20 protein-coding genes and 1 pseudogene are annotated in these 17,267 nt (G+C 60.3%); 12 read left to right on the top strand and 9 right to left on the bottom strand.

Annotated features, from left to right (window positions below):
- Positions 1-73: 73 nt before the first annotated feature.
- Positions 74-688, bottom strand: a complete 615-nt coding sequence (gene fixJ / locus FJW08_RS16665; RefSeq protein WP_140811509.1) for a response regulator FixJ — start codon at positions 686-688, stop codon at positions 74-76.
- The gene (locus tag FJW08_RS16660) at positions 675-2,231 is read right to left on the bottom strand and encodes a PAS domain-containing sensor histidine kinase (RefSeq protein WP_140811508.1); all 1,557 of its coding nucleotides are present in this window, start codon (positions 2,229-2,231) and stop codon (positions 675-677) included. Before FJW08_RS16660 ends, fixJ begins: the two co-directional genes overlap by 14 nt.
- Before the next feature lie 191 nt (positions 2,232-2,422).
- On the opposite strand from FJW08_RS16660, the gene FJW08_RS16655 reads away from it, so the two are divergent.
- From FJW08_RS16655 to ccmI, 6 genes and pseudogenes are all read left to right on the top strand, one after another.
- Positions 2,423-3,232, top strand: coding sequence for a universal stress protein (locus tag FJW08_RS16655; protein ID WP_140811507.1), 810 nt, complete (start codon positions 2,423-2,425; stop codon positions 3,230-3,232).
- Entirely contained in the window at positions 3,232-5,871 is a 2,640-nt protein-coding gene (gene mgtA, locus FJW08_RS16650; RefSeq protein WP_246682391.1) for a magnesium-translocating P-type ATPase, read from the top strand. Before FJW08_RS16655 ends, mgtA begins: the two co-directional genes overlap by 1 nt.
- Positions 5,825-6,325: a DUF1775 domain-containing protein gene (locus FJW08_RS16645; RefSeq protein ID WP_181182947.1), complete on the top strand. Its 501-nt coding sequence runs from the start codon at positions 5,825-5,827 to the stop codon at positions 6,323-6,325. The genes mgtA and FJW08_RS16645 overlap by 47 nt, the downstream gene beginning before the upstream one ends.
- Before the next feature lie 46 nt (positions 6,326-6,371).
- Entirely contained in the window at positions 6,372-6,836 is a 465-nt protein-coding gene (locus tag FJW08_RS16640) for a group III truncated hemoglobin (protein ID WP_140811503.1), read from the top strand.
- Between the two features lie 201 nt (positions 6,837-7,037).
- Positions 7,038-7,307 (top strand): DUF6455 family protein, encoded by a 270-nt coding sequence (locus tag FJW08_RS16635; RefSeq protein WP_140811502.1) that lies wholly within the window; start codon positions 7,038-7,040, stop codon positions 7,305-7,307.
- Between the two features lie 100 nt (positions 7,308-7,407).
- Positions 7,408-7,559, top strand: a pseudogene (gene ccmI / locus FJW08_RS16630) (c-type cytochrome biogenesis protein CcmI); the annotation flags it as partial.
- A gap of 78 nt (positions 7,560-7,637) precedes the next feature.
- Here ccmI and FJW08_RS16625 read toward each other — a convergent pair.
- The 3 genes from FJW08_RS16625 to FJW08_RS16615 all read right to left on the bottom strand — a co-directional run bounded on the left by FJW08_RS16625 (position 7,638) and on the right by FJW08_RS16615 (position 9,337).
- Positions 7,638-8,336, bottom strand: a complete 699-nt coding sequence (locus tag FJW08_RS16625; RefSeq protein WP_140811501.1) for a CBS domain-containing protein — start codon at positions 8,334-8,336, stop codon at positions 7,638-7,640.
- A gap of 134 nt (positions 8,337-8,470) precedes the next feature.
- Positions 8,471-8,938, bottom strand: coding sequence for a DUF2231 domain-containing protein (locus FJW08_RS16620; RefSeq protein WP_140811500.1), 468 nt, complete (start codon positions 8,936-8,938; stop codon positions 8,471-8,473).
- A 126-nt stretch (positions 8,939-9,064) separates the two neighbouring features.
- A complete protein-coding gene (locus FJW08_RS16615; RefSeq protein ID WP_140760934.1) occupies positions 9,065-9,337 on the bottom strand; it encodes a hypothetical protein in 273 nt (90 codons plus the stop codon).
- A gap of 127 nt (positions 9,338-9,464) precedes the next feature.
- Between FJW08_RS16615 and FJW08_RS16610 the strand changes: the two genes are divergently transcribed.
- From FJW08_RS16610 to FJW08_RS16600, 3 genes are all read left to right on the top strand, one after another.
- Positions 9,465-9,791, top strand: coding sequence for a hypothetical protein (locus tag FJW08_RS16610; protein ID WP_140760932.1), 327 nt, complete (start codon positions 9,465-9,467; stop codon positions 9,789-9,791).
- Positions 9,791-10,456 carry a response regulator transcription factor gene (locus FJW08_RS16605; protein WP_140760930.1) on the top strand — a complete coding sequence of 222 codons (666 nt, stop codon included), beginning with the start codon at positions 9,791-9,793 and terminating at the stop codon, positions 10,454-10,456. Before FJW08_RS16610 ends, FJW08_RS16605 begins: the two co-directional genes overlap by 1 nt.
- A gap of 119 nt (positions 10,457-10,575) precedes the next feature.
- Entirely contained in the window at positions 10,576-11,799 is a 1,224-nt protein-coding gene (locus tag FJW08_RS16600; RefSeq protein WP_246682395.1) for a HAMP domain-containing sensor histidine kinase, read from the top strand.
- A gap of 7 nt (positions 11,800-11,806) precedes the next feature.
- Here FJW08_RS16600 and FJW08_RS16595 read toward each other — a convergent pair whose 3' ends face one another.
- From FJW08_RS16595 to FJW08_RS32945, 3 genes are read right to left on the bottom strand one after another with little or no spacing between them, the layout of a single operon-like run.
- Positions 11,807-13,318, bottom strand: a complete 1,512-nt coding sequence (locus FJW08_RS16595; RefSeq protein WP_140760926.1) for a hypothetical protein — start codon at positions 13,316-13,318, stop codon at positions 11,807-11,809.
- Positions 13,315-14,037: an FAD:protein FMN transferase gene (locus tag FJW08_RS16590; RefSeq protein WP_246682389.1), complete on the bottom strand. Its 723-nt coding sequence runs from the start codon at positions 14,035-14,037 to the stop codon at positions 13,315-13,317. The genes FJW08_RS16595 and FJW08_RS16590 overlap by 4 nt, the downstream gene beginning before the upstream one ends.
- A 25-nt stretch (positions 14,038-14,062) precedes the next feature.
- Positions 14,063-14,365, bottom strand: a complete 303-nt coding sequence (locus tag FJW08_RS32945; RefSeq protein WP_224597077.1) for an FMN-binding protein — start codon at positions 14,363-14,365, stop codon at positions 14,063-14,065.
- Positions 14,366-15,105: 740 nt separating this feature from the next.
- Between FJW08_RS32945 and FJW08_RS16580 the strand changes: the two genes are divergently transcribed.
- From FJW08_RS16580 to FJW08_RS16570, 3 genes are all read left to right on the top strand, one after another.
- Entirely contained in the window at positions 15,106-15,423 is a 318-nt protein-coding gene (locus FJW08_RS16580) for a cytochrome b/b6 domain-containing protein (protein WP_246682387.1), read from the top strand.
- Positions 15,424-15,427: 4 nt separating this feature from the next.
- Positions 15,428-16,123: a VIT family protein gene (locus FJW08_RS16575; RefSeq protein WP_140811495.1), complete on the top strand. Its 696-nt coding sequence runs from the start codon at positions 15,428-15,430 to the stop codon at positions 16,121-16,123.
- A 150-nt stretch (positions 16,124-16,273) separates the two neighbouring features.
- Positions 16,274-16,489 carry a DUF1858 domain-containing protein gene (locus tag FJW08_RS16570; RefSeq protein ID WP_140760915.1) on the top strand — a complete coding sequence of 72 codons (216 nt, stop codon included), beginning with the start codon at positions 16,274-16,276 and terminating at the stop codon, positions 16,487-16,489.
- A 2-nt stretch (positions 16,490-16,491) separates the two neighbouring features.
- Here the strand turns inward: FJW08_RS16570 and FJW08_RS16565 are convergent, their stop codons facing one another.
- Positions 16,492-17,193 carry a Crp/Fnr family transcriptional regulator gene (locus tag FJW08_RS16565; protein WP_140811494.1) on the bottom strand — a complete coding sequence of 234 codons (702 nt, stop codon included), beginning with the start codon at positions 17,191-17,193 and terminating at the stop codon, positions 16,492-16,494.
- Between the last annotated feature and the right edge of the window lie 74 nt (positions 17,194-17,267).

Below are 17,267 nucleotides of genomic sequence, written 5' to 3'. Positions count from 1 at the left end.
TCCCATGAATCACGCAAACTCTCTCTTGGGAATTCCAAAAACGCGCCGCCGCTAAAAATCTGCCAAAGTAGTGCTAGGGTCTGGACTCCACGATCAACGCCATGCGCACCAGGTGTGACAGGCTGCTCGCCCCCATTTTGCTCATGACATTGGCCCGGTGGATTTCGACCGTACGCGGGCTGATTCCCAGATCGTACGCGATCGTCTTGTTGGGCAAACCGGAAACAAGTCCGTCCAGGACCTGGCGCTCCCGCTCTGATAAGGTGGACAGACGTGTGCGAATATCTAAAGACTGGGGATGCGCCGCGTTCGCTTGGTTCCTGTCGGCCAGTGCGGAGCGGATCGCTCCGATCAGCATCTCGTCGTCGAACGGCTTTTCGATGAAGTCGGCAGCGCCTTCCTTCATGGCCTGAACAGCGAGCGCCACGTCGGCGTGGCCTGTCATGACAATGACCGGAATCGTATGGCCGCGCGTTCTGAGTTGCCGCAGCAGTTCGATACCGTCTATCCCCGGCATGCGCACGTCGGTAACAATACACCCGTCGAGATGGCCAGTCGCCGTCGAGAGAAAAGCGGTGGCCGATTCGTGCAGGCGTACAGCGAAATCGGCTGTCGCCAGCAGAAAGCCGAGAGATTTGCGAACATCGACATCGTCGTCGACGACGTGCACTAGGTCATTGCCGGCCATTTGTGATCTCGTCTTTCTCAACTATGCGCAAGGTAAACCGAAAAGCGGTGCCGCCCATAGGCATTGCCTCGGCCCAGATGTGACCGCCATGCGATTCGACAATGGTGCGACAAATGGAGAGGCCGACTCCCATGCCCTGCTTCTTTGTGGTCACAAATGGCTGGAAAAGCTGTGCCGAAACCTCCGGGGCAAGACCCGGGCCCGTATCGATTACGCTCACCTCGGCCATGCCATCGTCCCGGGCGACCGTTCTGATCGTCAATTCGCGGCGCGGCGCGTCTTGCATCGCCTCGACGGCGTTGCGCATCAGGTTGAGCAGAACCTGCTGAATCTGAATGCGGTCGGTCAAGACCAGTTCCGCGGCCGGATCGAGCGTGTAGCTAACCTGGACATTGATCTCCCTTGCACCGACCAGCGCGAGCGACGACGCTTCCTCGATCAGCGCCGGCAGTCGTTCGACCTGACGCTCGCTTTCGCCCCTGGCGACAAAATCGCGCAGATGACGAATGACATCTCCTGCCCGCAGGGCCTGCTCGGCCGCTTTTTCCACTGCATCCCGCAGCATCGGCGCATTCTTTTCCTCGCTGCTCTCGAGGAGTCGGCGGCTGCCCTTCAAGTAGTTCGTGATGGCTGTCAGCGGTTGGTTGATCTCATGAGCAAGCGTCGAAGCCATCTCGCCAAGTGCGGTAAACCGCGCCATGTGCAGGAGTTCCTGTTGCTGTTCCTGTATTCGTGCTTCCGCGCGGTGCCGTTCGGTCAGGTCGCGGCAAAAGCCGGTGAAGAAACGACCAGTTCCCGGATTCATTTCTCCAACGGAAAGCTCCATCGGAAAGGTTGAGCCATCCTTGCGGATCCCGGTCACGATGCGTCCGAGCCCTATGATCCGCCGCTCCCCTGTCGCCAGATAACGATGAAGATAGGCATCATGCTCGTCGCGATACGGCGCCGGCATCAGCATTTTGACGTTCTGCCCGATGATTTCGCCCGACTGGTAACCGAACAGCGTTTCGGCGGCGGTGCTGAAGGATTGGATACTGCCTTGCTCGTCGATGACCACCATTGCATCGGGCACGGTCGCCAGGATCGAACGCAGATGGTCTTCGCGCAACAGAAGAGCCGCATTCGCGAAAGAGAGATCGCTGACATCCGCGCCTTCAATGAAGATGGCAGTTATTCGGCCGTCATCGGCCCTGATTGGCTGATAGACATAATCCAGGATACGCTCTTCAATTGGCCCATCGCGGTTGTTGCGAAGACCGATCTTCACGCCCTTGCCGCTGTATGGTTCGCCGGTCGAGTACACACTGTCCAAACGCTCGAGGAATTGGTGTCCCTCGAGTTCGGGAAAGGCCTCGCGGGCCGACTTCCCAATAACTTGCCGGTCGCCGACAAGTCGCTGGTAGGCGGCATTGGTCAGCACGAATACATGGTCGGGCTCGCGTATGAGCGCCATGAATCCCGGAGCCTGATCAAACATTTGCGACAACAGTGATTTCAGTGTCGTGCCGCCAGGCGACAAACTGAGTGCTTCGTCTTGGATCACCTGCGGTTCCTAGGCTCGAGACACATCAAAGAAAACCTAACTATCACTTCCCCGTTCAGAGGCAAAACGGAACGAGACCAATGGATTTGCCTGAATGCAATTGGACGGTTGTTTGACGCGCATCAAGGAAGCCAGCGCCCGTGAATGCAATTCATGGCGCATTCGAATCGCTTCATTGAAAGGTGCGTCCAATGTCCTACAAGTCAATAATCGTGAACCTTGCCGTCGATGCGCCTCCTGCTGCCATCGTGAAGGTGGGTATCGAGCTCGCGCAACGTTTTGGAGCCCATCTCATCGGTCTGGCGGCGGCGGATGTTCCGCCTTTGGTCGCCACCGGCGACGGCATGGTCTACGAAGGCGAGGTCATGCAAATCCAGCGAACCGAAATCAAAAAGCGGCTTGCCGAATTGCGTGCCGAGTTCGAAGGCCTGGTTCCGGCTTCGATCACAAGCGAATGGGGACAAGCCGTCTGCAGTCCGACCCGGTTCCTCAGCGTTTTCGCCCGCGCAGCCGACCTTGTCGTGACCGGCGAGTCGGGAGACAACGTGTTTCGCGCCGTGGATCTTGGCAGCCTGGCGCTCGGCATCGGCCGGCCAGTCCTGGTCACGGGCACCAACGTGGAACACGTCCGCGCCAAAACGGTCCTGGTTGCCTGGAAGGATACCAGGGAGGCGCGGCGGGCGATGGCAGATGCCTTGCCCTTCTTGGCCAACGCCAATGAGGTTGTCGTCGCCACGATCGCAGCCAAAGGCGACGACAACGTTCGCGACAGCCTCGCCGATGTGGCCGTCTATCTCGAGCGCCATGGCATTATGGCCCGGACGGAACTGATAACCGGTGAAGTCGATGGCGAGCAGTTGGTGACATTCGCACGCTCGATCCATGCCGACATGATCGTCTCGGGCGCCTACGGCCATAGCCGCCTGCGCGAATGGGCATTTGGCGGCGTCACCCGCACGCTGATCGAAGAGAGCGGCATCAACCGCTTCCTGTCATACTGATGGCATCGAATATCGTGCCCTCTGGCGTGGACCAACAATCCGCCACCGCGGTCGCAGAACCCTATTGGTCGATCAGCAGCGAGGAGCTCGTGCGACGTCTGGCGACGTCCGCCACGTCGGGGCTGGCAGGGCCCGAGGCCGCCTCGCGGCTCGCCAGATACGGCGCAAATACTCCGGCGTCGAAGTCAAGCACGTCGGCGCTTGCCGTGTTCGTTCGCCAGTTCCGGAGCCCCCTTGTCCTGATCCTGATCTTCGCAGCCAGCGTTTCGGCCTTCGTCGGCGAAGGTCAGGAGGCCACAATCATCGTCGCGATCGTACTGGCGAGTTGCGTTCTCAGCTTCACCCAGGAATATGGGGCGTCGCGAGCGACAGAGGCACTCAAACAGCGTATCTCGCGCAAGGCTATCGTGCTGCGCGATGGCGTCGAATCCTCCGTTTCTGCTGAAGAAATCGTGCCGGGGGATCTCATCCGGTTGTCGGCCGGAAACCTCATACCTGCCGACGGCATCATCCTTGACGCGCGCGACTTCAACGTCAGCGAGGCCGTGCTGACCGGCGAAACCTTCCCCGTCTTGAAGATGGCGGGGCATTCAGACCCTGATGCCTCCGTCGCCGAACGCAACAATGCGGTGTTTACCGGCACATCCGTGCGCAGCGGCACTGCAACCGTGCTTGCGGCAGCGACCGGCGCCCGCACAGAATTCGCTTCCATCGCCGCGGCACTGGAGCGGCAAATCCCGGAAACGGGTTTTGCCCGAGGGATCAGGTTGTTTGGCTATCTGATGACAGAGATCATGCTGGCGATTGTCATCATGGTGTTTTTTGCCAACCTGATGCTGCATCGTCCGCTGATTGAATCGCTGTTGTTTTCGCTGGCACTCGCGGTCGGCCTTACTCCGGAACTGCTCCCGGCCATTATCAGTGTAACGCTTGCTCGAGGCGCGCGCGCCATGGCTGCCAATGGCGTTATCGTGCGGCGGCTCGATGCCATCGAGAATCTCGGCAGCATGGATCTTTTGTGCACCGACAAGACAGGAACGCTGACGGAAGGTGTGATCCGCCTCGACGGATGGTTCGATGTCGATGGCAATCGGTCAGAGGAGATCCTTCTTTGGGCCCGGCTCAACGCCAGCCTGCAGACCGGACTGAAGAACCCGCTGGATGAAGCGGTTGCCGGGACCCCGGGCGGGAACGCGTCATTGGGTGCTTTCACGAAGGTGGACGAAGTGCCCTACGATTTCATTCGCAAGCGCCTCTCCGTCGTTGTGCGGAGCGAGGACACCGGCGATCTCCTGATCACCAAGGGCGCGGTACAGAATGTTCTCGAAACCTGCAGCGTTGTCCTCACAGCGAAAGGCCTGGAACCTCTCGAAGACGCGCACCGTGCGGCGATCGACAAGAAGTTTCGGCTCTGGAGTTCGGACGGCTATCGGGTTCTGGGGCTAGCGACGCGTCGGTTTGAAAGCCGAAGTGCCTATGGCAGGAAGGACGAGGTCGATCTCGCCTTCGCCGGCTTCCTGCTTTTCCTCGACCCGCCCAAGGAAGGCGTAAAGAACACGCTTGCCGAACTCGCCCGTCGCGGCATCGCGGTGAAGGTCATCACGGGCGACAACCGCTACGTTGCCGCCCATCTTGCCCAAGCGGTCGGCTTGCGCATCGCTCGGATCATGACCGGGGAGGATCTGTCGAAGCTGACCAAGAGCGCGCTGTTTGCGGGCGTTCAGGACACCGATCTCTTCGTCGAGATCGACCCCAACCAGAAAGAACGCATCGTCCAGGCCCTGCGGAGCAGGGGCCATGTCGTTGGCTATCTTGGCGACGGCATCAATGATGCCCCCGCGCTTCATGAGGCCGATATCGGGGTGTCCGTCGACACCGCATGCGATGTCGCGCGCGAGGCCGCCGATATCATCCTCCTCAAGCAGGACCTCGCCGTGCTGGTGCGCGGCGTCGACGACGGCCGGAAAACCTTCGCCAACACCATGAAATACATCTCGATCACCACCAGCGCCAACTTCGGCAACATGATCAGCATGGCCGTCGCCTCGCTGTTCCTGCCTTTCCTGCCGCTTCTGGCAAAGCAGATCCTGCTCAACAATTTCCTTTCCGACGTTCCCTCACTCGCCATCGCCAGTGACAACGTCGATCAAGACCAACTGCGACGGCCTCGCCACTGGGACATCGGCTTCGTGCGGCGGTTCATGATCAGCTTTGGCCTTGTGAGCTCGCTGTTCGACTTCGCAACCTTCGCCTTCCTGCTTCTGTTCGCGCACGCCACGGCGGCCACGTTCCAGACCGCCTGGTTTGTCGAATCGTTGCTGACGGAGCTCGCCATAGTGCTCATAGTGCGCTCGCATGGGGCTTTTTGGGCGAGCCGCCCAAGCCCCTTGCTTGCCTGGCTGACGCTGGCCGTCGGATTTGTCGCGGTCGCGATCCCCTATCTGCCGTTCGCGCCATGGTTCGGCTTTGTACCGCTGCCGCTACCGGTCCTGGCCGGACTTGCCGTCATCACCGCACTCTATCTGTTGGCGTCGGAGGCGACCAAGCGCTGGTTCTTTGATCGTGGCCGGCCCGGAGGATACAAGTCGATTTTTGCGAAGCTTCGCAAAAGGAGGAAAATCCTCGGCTCTGAATACTGAATTGCCTTGCGGGACCAATCTCAGTGAAGGCGCCAATGAAATCGTCTGGAGAGGAGGTGATCTCGGCGATGGCGAATATGACGAATTCGTCTTTCGCGGCTACCTGTCCTCGGAGCTCAAGGTCGGCGGCATGCTCTATTTTCCGGTTATCCAGGGATGTCCGGAAGGCAAAGTTGAGCGACGGATCGAAATCCCCGCTGCTGGCCAGACAGACGATGATCTCGAACTGCCTGCGCCCACCCTCGAACTGGCGAAGGCGTCATATTGGAAAAAGGAAGAGAGTCAAAAAATGGACAACGTCCGGAGCAAAGAGGTGATCGAAGTGTGGCCAGGCCTGGTTTACGGCGCTGAAGCGGCCAGCGGCGCGAAGGCCGGCAATTCATTGTTGCCGATGCTGATCGCTGGCATGGTTCTGATTGTCATAGGTGGGACCGTGGTGATGGTCTTCGTCTAGAAGAACACCCCGTGACCATCAGGATAGATAGCAAGAGGCAGCGCGCATGAATGGTACTCAACGAAGCAAGCCAACGATCATTGTCGACGGCGTCGAGCTTTCCCAGGTTCTCGACGAGACAATGATCCGAAAGGTCGTCCACGGTTTTTACGATGAAATCCGCCGCGACCCGCTTCTTGGCCCCGTTTTCAATGCAGCCATCAGAGCGGAGGCGTGGCCGTCGCATCTGGCGAAGATGTGTGATTTCTGGTCGGCCACACTGCTGAGGACCTCTCGTTACGCGGGGCGGCCGTTGCCGCCGCATCTGGTTATTCCCGGTCTGGGCGAGGAGCACTTCCGGCGCTGGCTTACGTTGTTTCGGGCGGTGGTGAAGCGCATCTGTCCGCCCGACGTCGCAGCAATTTTCATGGCACGGGCGCTCCGCATTGCCCACAGCTTCCGCCTGGCTGTCGCCTTCAACAGAGGCGAGAAGACAGTCCAGATCGAACCGATCATCGAGGACAGCCTTTGACCGCGATTGTGGCTGCGACTCCTGTCCGGCTCTGACCGCTTCCAGGCTGCGCGGGCGATCAACTCGGCTTGGATAACCCAGAAATTGGAGAGGCTCGGCGTCACCGCAACGCCGACGCCGACGCAGCGTGTGTTGACCGAGATCAATGTGATGTGGCTGCCGGAAGCGCAAAGATTGGCGACACGTGCGGGGAGAAGCCACATGACCTTTCTCGACTATCTGGTTTCAGTTGATGCCAGGACGGCGCTGATGGATCGCATGATGCGGACTCTGGGCGTCGACCGGCAATTGACGGTCGTCGCGGACCACGCAGCTGTCACCAATCGGGCCGTTAATCGCTGCCGCTCCTGCGGCCATCAAGACGAATGCTCGGCCTGGCTTGACAATCATCACCACGCCGACGAGCCGCCAGCCTATTGCCGCAACAGCGACCTGATCGCCCGACTGCAACACGTGTCTGGCAATGGCTAGGTCGTCGAGCTCGCCTCCGGGTCACTGAAGGCGGGTGGCTCATCCCGAATGTGTGGCAATTCATTGGCGGGGCAGGGGCTCTGCCCCAGTCGGAAGAGCCATGACGTTCTGGGTTATAGCCCCACTGCTCACACTGGCAGCCAGCCTGGCAGTGCTTGTGCCGCTGGTGGCATGAAGGGTGCTGCAGGGGCAGGCGATCACGACCTCGAAGTTTATCGCGATCAGCTTTCTGAACTCGATCGCGACGTGGCGGGTATTCAAGGATTTATTGCGCTTGTCGGTCCACGCGGACCTTTGATTCAGCCCTACTCCGGCGCGGTGGTGGAATGGCTATGATACGAGGATGACGGACAGCGGATCGGCGCAAAACAGATTATCCTGGACAAACCTGACGCCTGCGACGTTTTCAGCGGCGACGATGGCTGCCTGACGCTCGCGTTCGTCGAAAATGGCGCCGTTGAGTTTCACCACGCCCTTCTCCACCGCCACGTTGATCAGCGCTTTGCTAGCCCATTTCTGCGTCGCAAGCTCGGCAATGATGTTCTGTCGTATCCGTAGATCATCGATCGCAGCGTGCTCGGCGTCCGGAAGGACGCCGAACAATGCCCGCAGAATGTCAGAGCGGGTAATGATGCCGACGACTTTTCCATTGTCCACGATTGGAATGCGTTTGACATGGTGGTGCATCATAAGATCCACGATCTCGGCGAGCCACGCGGCCGGAGATGCTGTGACGACGTTGTCGGACATCACCTCTGCGATCTGTCGACCATTGGCTCGGACATATTCGTCGGCGGCTTTTCCAGGGCTGACGAGCAGCTCCAGCCAGCGCGAGCGCTTCTGTTGAGTGCCCAGTTCTGCTCGCCGCAGGAAATCGCCTTCGCTGACAATCCCCGCCAACGTGCCGTCGCCACGAATGACAGGGAGGCCGCTGATCTCTTTGGACAGCATCAGCCCGGCCACCTCGGCGATGGACGCCGACGGATATGTGCAGATGACTGGCTTGCTCATTATGGCTTCGGCTTGCATGTACGCTCTCCGGAGATATTCCCATTCCCCGGCTTCTTAGATGCCTAATGAGCAGTTGAGCCTTGATCTGAATCATTTTGCCGTCGAGAAAAATGGCCCAAAGCTGGGGCTTCAGATTGCCGCGCGCGTGCTCGTCAACCGGCGACCGCGGCCTTGGCGACATTTACGCCAAGTTCGTAGACAAGCAGTCCACCATAATAGGCCGTCGCAGTGACCAGAATAGCGCCGCCAATTTCGACCAGAGGAATGGCGATCGCGAGCATGCGAGACTCTCGATTTCGCATCCAAAACGCGAGCCTCGCAAGCCCCCAGATCAGGAAGGTGAACGCAGTGACACCCCCCAGGCTTTCATGGATCTCTGCTATGTCACTGCTGAAGCCGGCCGCTTCGGCATGATCGAGGGCAAGTCCGCCATAGAACCAGGTTCCGATGGCGAAAACTCCGGCTGCCAGCGCGACAAAAGCGGAAATCGTCCCCGCGCCAGAACGCTTGGTCACCGCGTTGCGGTGAGCGAGCAACACAATGTCGATTATCACCAGTGTGTAGATGAGAACGATGGGAAAATGCACAAGCATGGGATGGATGTGCTGGGCTGGTATCATAGCGGGAGAATCTCCGGAGGTCAGACGAGAGCTGCGCGGCCTTGCAGGACGCCAGCTGAACGGTGGGCGGGGGGTCATCTGGGGCGCGGCGACAATGACAGATGTCGCGGACAGCCATCGGAAGGTTTAGTCGTCGTCTCCGAGAGCGTCGCCTTCGTCCTCGCCGACGAGAGCGGCTCTTTCGCGGAGGTGGTTGCCATCACATTCGACATCGCCAATACCTTTGATGGCTTTCGTGGCGGTCGTGTCCTGCATCGGTATGGCCTGGAGGTCGATCGGCCCGGGCGGCGTCCCGGAGGATTGCACGCCGCATGACTCTTCGTCGGATGCAGCGGCCGCAGGCAGGGCAAAGCTCGCCAGGCCCGCGAATACCGCCAGCAGAAGCGTGGAATTGCGCATGGTTTCGATATCCTTCTCGACGCGGCCATGATTGGACGCGACGATGCCGATAGACAGCCTTTGCTTGCTGCCGGCTGAGGACGATTGACAGCAGATTGTAAGCTTCGACATGCGACATGCACCGTTCATGAGAGCCATTCTGAAGCGCCTGGCGATAGCAGGGCTGGCCGGGCTTGTCCTGGCCCAGCCGCTCGCCGCTCGCGCCGACGAGGACGACGATGGCGATCATGACCGCGCGAGAGACCTGTACGAGCGTGGTGAAATAAAGGGCTTGGCCAGTATCCTGGATGTCGTTCGCGCGCGGGCTCCAGGCGATATTGTGGCAGTCGATCTGATCCGCAAGGCAAACAAATGGGTCTACCGATTTCAGGTCGTCGACGTCGATGGCCGGCGAAAGGCAGTCGACGTCGACGCCGGTGCCGGTGTGATTATGCGGGACGGAGAGGGTGACTGATGAAGATCCTGCTGGCCGAGGACGAGCCCCGCATAGCAGTCGATATCGAGACTGCCCTCAAGGCGTCCGGAATGGTGGTCGATATCGTGCGGGATGGTGAAGCTGCCTGGTTTGCCGGCGACGTGGAGAACTATGATGCCGCCATTCTGGATCTCGGCCTACCCAAACTCGATGGACTGACGGTGTTGAAGCGCTGGCGGGCCAACGCGCGCCGGTTTCCGGTTCTCATCCTGACCGCAAGGGGCATGTGGACAGAACGCGTGGACGGTATCAATTCCGGTGCAGACGACTATCTCCCCAAGCCCTTCGAGATGGAAGAACTGCTCGCCAGGTTGCGGGCTATCCTGCGGCGTTCGGCGGGCCAGTCAGCACCCGTGTTGAAGTCTGGGCCGCTGGTCTTGGACACGCGCCAGATGCGCATTTCGCTACGCGGCATTCCCATTGCGCTTTCGCCGTTGGAATACCGGTTACTGGCGTTTTTAATGCACCACGCCGGCCGGGTGGTGGCGCCGACCGAACTTGCCGAGCATCTTTACGATTCAGGGAATGATCGCGATCCGAACACGATCGAGGTCATCGTTGCGCGGCTGCGACGAAAGCTCGGCAGCGATGTCATCGAAACGCGGCGCGGGTTCGGCTATCTGATGCCCGATGATGCCGCCTGATGGGCAACTCGATCCGCCTCAGGCTGTGGCTGGCTGCCACGATTTCGGTTCTTGTCGCGCTTGCCATAGCCGGCGCCGGCCTGCGCTATTTGTTCGAACTTCACGTCGAGCGGCGCGTGGTGGGCGAATTGACGGTCGACCTCAACGAACTGATCGGTGCAACGAGCTTCACAAGCGATGGTCGCCTTGTCGTGAGCCCCGTGCTCACCGACCCGCGTTTCGCCAATCCGCTGTCCGGTTATTACTGGCAGGTCGAGAATGTCGCCACTGGCGATCTCGAGCGCTCGCGGTCTTTGTGGGACGCCAAGCTGACGTTGCCTGCCCGGAGCGCAAGCGGTGAGCTGCGAACGGTCGAAGAGTTCCTCGGCCCTGGCGGAGAACTCAGTATTGCGGTCGAGCGTACAATAATCGACGCCCCAGGCCGGTCCTTTCGCGCAATCGTTGCGGAAGATCATCGCACCGTTGCCGTGTCTGTCAGCGAATATGTTCGCGATCTCGCTCCGGCCCTCCTGATGCTAGCGGCAGTTCTGATGGTTGCGTTCTTTATCCAGATTACCATCGGTCTTGCACCGCTGGAAACTTTGCGGGTCGCCGTAAGGAACGTGATCGCGCAAAGAACCGCGAGGCTCGATGTGGCGGCACCAAGCGAGGTGCAACCGCTCGCTGACGAGATCAATCGCCTTCTCGATGCCCAGGAAAAGGCGCTTGTGCGAGCCCGCTCGCGCGCCACCGATCTGGCGCATGGCCTCAAGACACCGCTGCAAGTGCTGTCGGCCGACATCCGGGCCTTGCGCAAGAAAGGCGAGACGGATCTGGCTGACGATATCGAAAAGAGCGCCGGAGCGATCCGGCGCCATGTGGAGCGGGAGCTCGCGCGCGCGCGCCTTGCACCCGGCGTTTCCGGCAAGGCGTCCTGCCTGGTGTCCGACGTCGCGGCTGGCGTCATTGCCGTCGTCAAACGGACACCAAGCGCCAAACAGCTTTCGTTCAACCTGGATGTCACGGACGATCTTACGGCGCCAATCGACGAAGGCGACTTGTCAGAAATTCTCGGCAATCTGGTCGAGAATGCCGCGCGCTATGCAAAATCGTCAGTTCGTGTGGGTGCATCCACCGCCCGGGACGAGGTGACCGTCAGTGTTGCTGATGATGGCCCAGGTATACCGGATGCCGATCTGGGGTCCGCGCTGTCGCGCGGCGTGCAACTCGACAGCAAGGGCGGCAGCAGCGGTCTTGGCCTGGCCATCGTTTTCGACATCGTCGAAGCCTATGGCGGAAGCCTTGCCATGGCCAACGCCGATCCGGGTCTGGTCGTGACCATTTCCTTGCCGCAACACAATTGAGTGTCCTTCAGGCAAAACCCGGGAAATAGTCGACCTTTATCTTCGAGCGGCGAACACCCATGGCCAACAGCTTCTGGCGCAGCGCCTTGACCATCGCCTGCGGGCCGGAAATGTAGAAAGTGCGCTCAAGGTAGTCGGGTATGGCCAGACGTATCAGGCGCTCGTCGATATATCCGGGATATTGCCCGCGCTCGCCACCGTGCGCCACAGCGTGGATCGTCTTGATACCAAGTTCCTGCCTGGCCGCGTCAAGCACGTCGCGATAAGCGATGTCCTGCTGGCCTTCGGTTCCGTAGAGCATGACGATCGGTCGCCGCTCCTGACGGTCGATGAGATATTGCAGCATTGAGCGGAACGGGGTGATGCCGATGCCTCCGGCCAGGAAAGCGATCTTGGTTTCACGCCGGGCGGGCAGCGTAAAGTTGCCGGCCAGTTGCGCGGCGTGAATCGTGCTGCCTGGCTTCATGGTCATCAACTCGCGCTTGAAGGCACTTGATTGCGGATAGAACTTGACGCCGAGACGAACCGTTTCCTCCGTCGGCGCCGAAGCGACCGTGAAATAGCGGCGGTTGCCGCGATTGTCGGCGCGATCGAGACCAAGCGTCCATTCGAGATACTGGCCGGCCTCGAAGGCGAGCTTGCTTGGCGACCGGAAAACGAAGTCAAAGCTGTCGACGGCCGATCGCTCGATGCGTTCCAAGGTCAGCACCAGGCGTCCCTTGGGGCCAGCCGCATAGGCAAACAGGTTGCCGGCAAGCAACGCCAGTTCCGGCGTGAAATAGAACGAACCGATATGGATGTTGGGAGCAAACAGAAAGCCGACGATGGCGGCAAAGGCGATACGCGGCCAAAGCATCGTCGGTGCGGTCAGCGGCTCGGTCAGCATCACGAAGGCAAAGAACAGCAAAGGCGACGAACCCAGTGTCTCAGCAAGCGCGGTCCAGTATTGCGATGGGTCCGTGGTTGCCAGAATGGTCGCCAGCGCCACGACAACGAAGGTCGAGACGAGGTCAAGCCGGCGCAGTTTGCGGACAACAAGCATGCCGCCGACGAGCACGAGTGGAAGCAATGGCAGATTGCCACCAACCCACCAGCTGGCCGGCTGGTCGAGCAGCATCGCGGACAGCGCCACGCCCAGCGCAGCCGGGTTGAAAAGGTGCTTCCGGCCGATGGCGAGAATGAATTTGGATGAAATCGCCCAGACGGCTGCGAATGCCACCGCCGCAATCCCCTTTATGTCCGTAATCGCTACCGGATCGAGGATGAGTGCCAGGATGAGTGCGGTGATGTAGACGGACTCGTTGTTGGCCGGGACTGCGAAGACATGCGCAAAGACCTTGTTGGTGATCCAGCAGGCGGCTAGCGCAAGCGCTGTCGTAAAGGCAAGCGCAATCGGATCATGTGGCACCAGCTTGACGAAGCCGAGCACGAACGCTGCGCCGACCAGCGCCATCAGATAGTAGAGGACCAGCCTGTACATGGTCAGGTGGTCGAGAAATCGGTCGATGGTCTTGATCATGGCAGGCAAAAGGCTCCGAACCCGGTTGTCGGCGTGGCGCGGCCATTGGCGTCGACGAGATAGCCCTCCAGGCCAGGCGTCTGCTCGATGAAGAGAATGCCGTCCCGCCCCATGGCGAAGGCCGCGGTGGCGAAACGATCGGCTTCGAGCACATCGGCGCCGATCACGGTCAGGCTGACGATGTCCTGGATCGGACTGCCAATTCCATGCGGATTGTAGATATGCTGACCGCGGACATAGGTGCCGGAGGTTGCGACACCGCGACCGCGGGGATAGACGATCTTTACGATCTCGTCCGCATTGAAGGGATTGCGGATGCCGACGCTCCAGTCATGGCCCAATGCATTCTTGCCGCAGGACTGGATATCGCCGCCGGCCTCGATGAAGAAATCACTGACGCCGGCCCGTTGAACAATCCCGGCCGCATTGCGGATGGCCCAGCCCTTGACGATGCCGGAAGGGTCGAGCGAACCGTCGGGCTTGCAAATATCGAAGTATCCGTCCGTCTCATTTTTCGTCTGCTTGGCAATGGCCAGCACTTCCATCATCTCGCTGCTCCAGTCGACGACCGGAACGTCGCCGCGGTTGATGGCCGCGATCTCGCTGTCGGCCCGGTACGTGCTGAAGCGCCGGTCGATATGCTCGAAATAGCCGAAGACCGTATCGACCAGCTCACCGGCCGAAGTGCCACCGATGTCGACCGTGATCGGCATGCCCATCAAAATTCGCGTGTCGCGCATGGGCTTACGACGACGCTTTCTTCAGCGCGCCGCGCAGGGACTGGATGAAAGCCCTGCTGGTTAGCGTCGCACCCGAAATAATATCGACATTGGCGCTCTGGGCGCTGATCGCTTCGTCGCGCAGCATGGGCAGCGCCTGCCTGTTGATATTCACGGAGGTGCGGCGGTCGGATGGATATTTCAGCACTTTCAGCGCCGTGAGCTGTCCGTTCTGCACGACGGCCTGAATCTGGATGATGCCGTAATAGGCATCGGCCGTGGGGCCGGTGTAGACGCCATCGGCATAGCCCTTTGCGGCGAGCTTCATGTCTACCCGGACGACCCGTGCTGGTGCATCCCGATATGCCGGCCTCGGCTGCGGGACTGGTATGTAGACGGCGGGCGTAACGGCGAAGGAAGGCGTTGGCGATGCAGGATCGGCGACAGACGGTGCCACTGGCGTTGGCGACGGGTGTGGTGCCACCGGAACCACTGTCCGCTTGACTGGATCATTTGGCCGTTCGGCAGGCGCTCCTATGCCAGCTGTCGTTTCCCCGGAGATCGGCAACCTTGTTCCAAACCGGAGATCGAGGGGTGCCGGCGAAGTGCGAAGCACCGGCAAAGCCGCAGCGGATCGGGGCTCTTTTGGCTGCACGGAAGGCGCTTCGGCTGCGTCGGCCGGCAGCGCCTCGCCGAGCATATCGTTTGCCGGATGCCTTCCGGCCTGATCCCAGACATAGGCGCCGGAGGCAGCGACCACGAAAAGCGACAGCGCAAACTTCTTCATCGAAATTATGTTTCCACATTGAACCTTTGCAGTGGCGATCCATCCGGTTCGCCTCGGATGCACTATCGCACGACCAAGCTGACAACTGGCTGTCAGCCAAGATCGAGTCGCGGCAGGTGGAAAGCTCAACGGGATGGCGAGAAGATTTGTCCTAGATCAAGATTGTCGCATAAGCAGCGAGGTAGGAAGGGTCTCTTTTAGCGAGGTAGCTGCCGATGCGTGTTGCCAACGAGCCGGCCGGATACACCGGACCCCAGATACTGCTGCATTGGACCATCGCGGTGCTGATCGTCGTCCAGCTTGTGATAGGTGAGGACATCAAGCCGGCTTACCGGGCGTTCTCGCGCGCTGCCGAGCCGGCAGCCGGCGCCGCAGCTGCCCATTTCCTGCTGTATCTCTTCATTTTCGGGATGCCTATCACTGGGGCGCTGGCCTGGTATTTCAGCTTTCGAGCGATGGGTGAGATTCACGAACTCGCCAAGCCGGTGATCATCGTCGTCGTCGGCCTCCATGCGGTGGGAGCCTCGTGGCAGCATTTCCTCATGAAATCGGACGTGCTCGTCAGGATGCTGCGACCGGCTGGACGACGCCTGAGGTGACGTCATGAGCCGCCTTCACAGTGAAAACCATCTTGTATCCCGCGTCGGCTGGCTGCGCGCCGCCGTGCTCGGCGCCAATGACGGCATTGTCTCGACGGCCAGCCTCATCGTTGGCGTGGCGGCAGCCAATGCCGCGGCCTCCAACGTTCTGGTTGCCGGCGTCGCCGGACTGGTCGCCGGAGCGATGTCGATGGCGGCAGGCGAGTATGTCTCGGTCAGTTCGCAGTCCGACACCGAACATGCCGACCTTGCGCGTGAGAAAGGGGAACTGGCGACACAGCCAGATTTCGAGCTGCAGGAACTTGCGGAGATCTATGTGAGACGAGGCGTCGAGCCGAGCCTTGCCTTGCAGGTCGCCCACCAATTGATGGCGAAGGATGCGCTCGGCGCCCACGCTCGCGACGAACTCGGCATTTCCGAAATCACCACGGCCAGACCGATCCAGGCCGCGCTGACCTCGGCGGCAGCATTTTCGGTTGGCGCGGCCATGCCTTTGGCGATGGTGCTTGTTTCGCCGGCCGTGTGGCTTGCCGCAACGGTGTCTGTTGCCTCACTCCTGTTCCTGGCGGTTCTGGGCGCCATCGGGGCCAAAGCCGGCGGCGCCAATGTGCTGAAAGCAACGGTTCGCGTCACCTTTTGGGGCGCGGCGGCAATGGCGCTGACCGCAGGCATCGGTGCGATCGTTGGTACTGCCATCTGACGGTGCGGTAACCTTTATCCGCTCCGATGCCTGCGAGTCCTACTGCCTCAAGAAGTCTCAGCGCTTGGCCAATAAAGTTGCGAAATCGCAACGAAGCGGTCCTGAGCGCGATGTAGGACGAGGGCGTCGCAAATCGCGGAGGACTGCGTCGTGAAGGAACCCAGCTCCATCACTCCCGATATGGTGGTTGACGAAATCATGAGGAAATGGCCGGCAAGCGTGGCAGTGCTGATGGGCTACAGGATGCTTTGTGTCGGCTGTCCGATCGGCACGTTTCACACCGTGGCCGAGGCGTGCCATGAGCACTGCGTGGACGAGGCGCGTTTCCTTGCCGATCTGGAAGCGACTATCCGGGGCGAACGGTAACGTCAGTGCTTGCCCGGGTTCTCTGCGAGAACCACAAGGCGATGCGCATCCTTGACCGTGACTTTCTGGCGGCCGCTGACGATTATTCCGATGTCTTCCCACCTGCTGAGCAGCCGGCTGACTGTGTGCAGCGTCGTGCCTGTCATCTCCGCGATGTCCTGCCTTGAAATCGGGAAGTCGATTTCGATACCGCTTTCGGTCTTTCGGCCGGTCTGGTTTGCCAACCGCAACAAGGCATGCGCGACCCTTTGCTCGACCTGTTCGGTGGACATCTCCACCACCCGCGTCTGGGTCTCCTGCAGTCGGGTGCCGACGGTTCTGTAGGTGGTTGCCCCAAATATCGGGAATCGTCGCGCCATCTCCGCCCACAGAGCGTTGGGCCACGCCAGCACCACGCAGTCGACGGCCGCGAGGGCGCTGGCGGGATAGGCCGTTCGGCCGAGCGCCGCGGCGACACCAAAGATTTCGCCTTCGCTGATGTACCTGGCAATGACCTGTTGTCCATCCGGCGTGCTGCGGACGACGCGGATATGACCAGAGATCAGCACAAAAAACGAATGGGCTTCCGTTTCCTGCTCGAAGATCGCGGATTCCTTGGCATAGCGTGACGACCGTGCGCTTCGCAGGATTTCGCTTTGTTCTTCCGCAGTCATCCCTTGGAAGAGCGGCAGCTGCGATATCAGCGATCGGTCGAGCGCAACCAAAATGTGTTTCCTCACGACCCCAAGACACCGCGCCAGCGCGCGGCAACCATTCTTATCGCGAGTTTGCGCCAGCG

The organism is Mesorhizobium sp. B3-2-1, from assembly GCF_006439515.1.
Lineage (GTDB): Bacteria > Pseudomonadota > Alphaproteobacteria > Rhizobiales > Rhizobiaceae > Mesorhizobium.
This window is presented reverse-complemented; position numbering and strand designations above follow the sequence as displayed.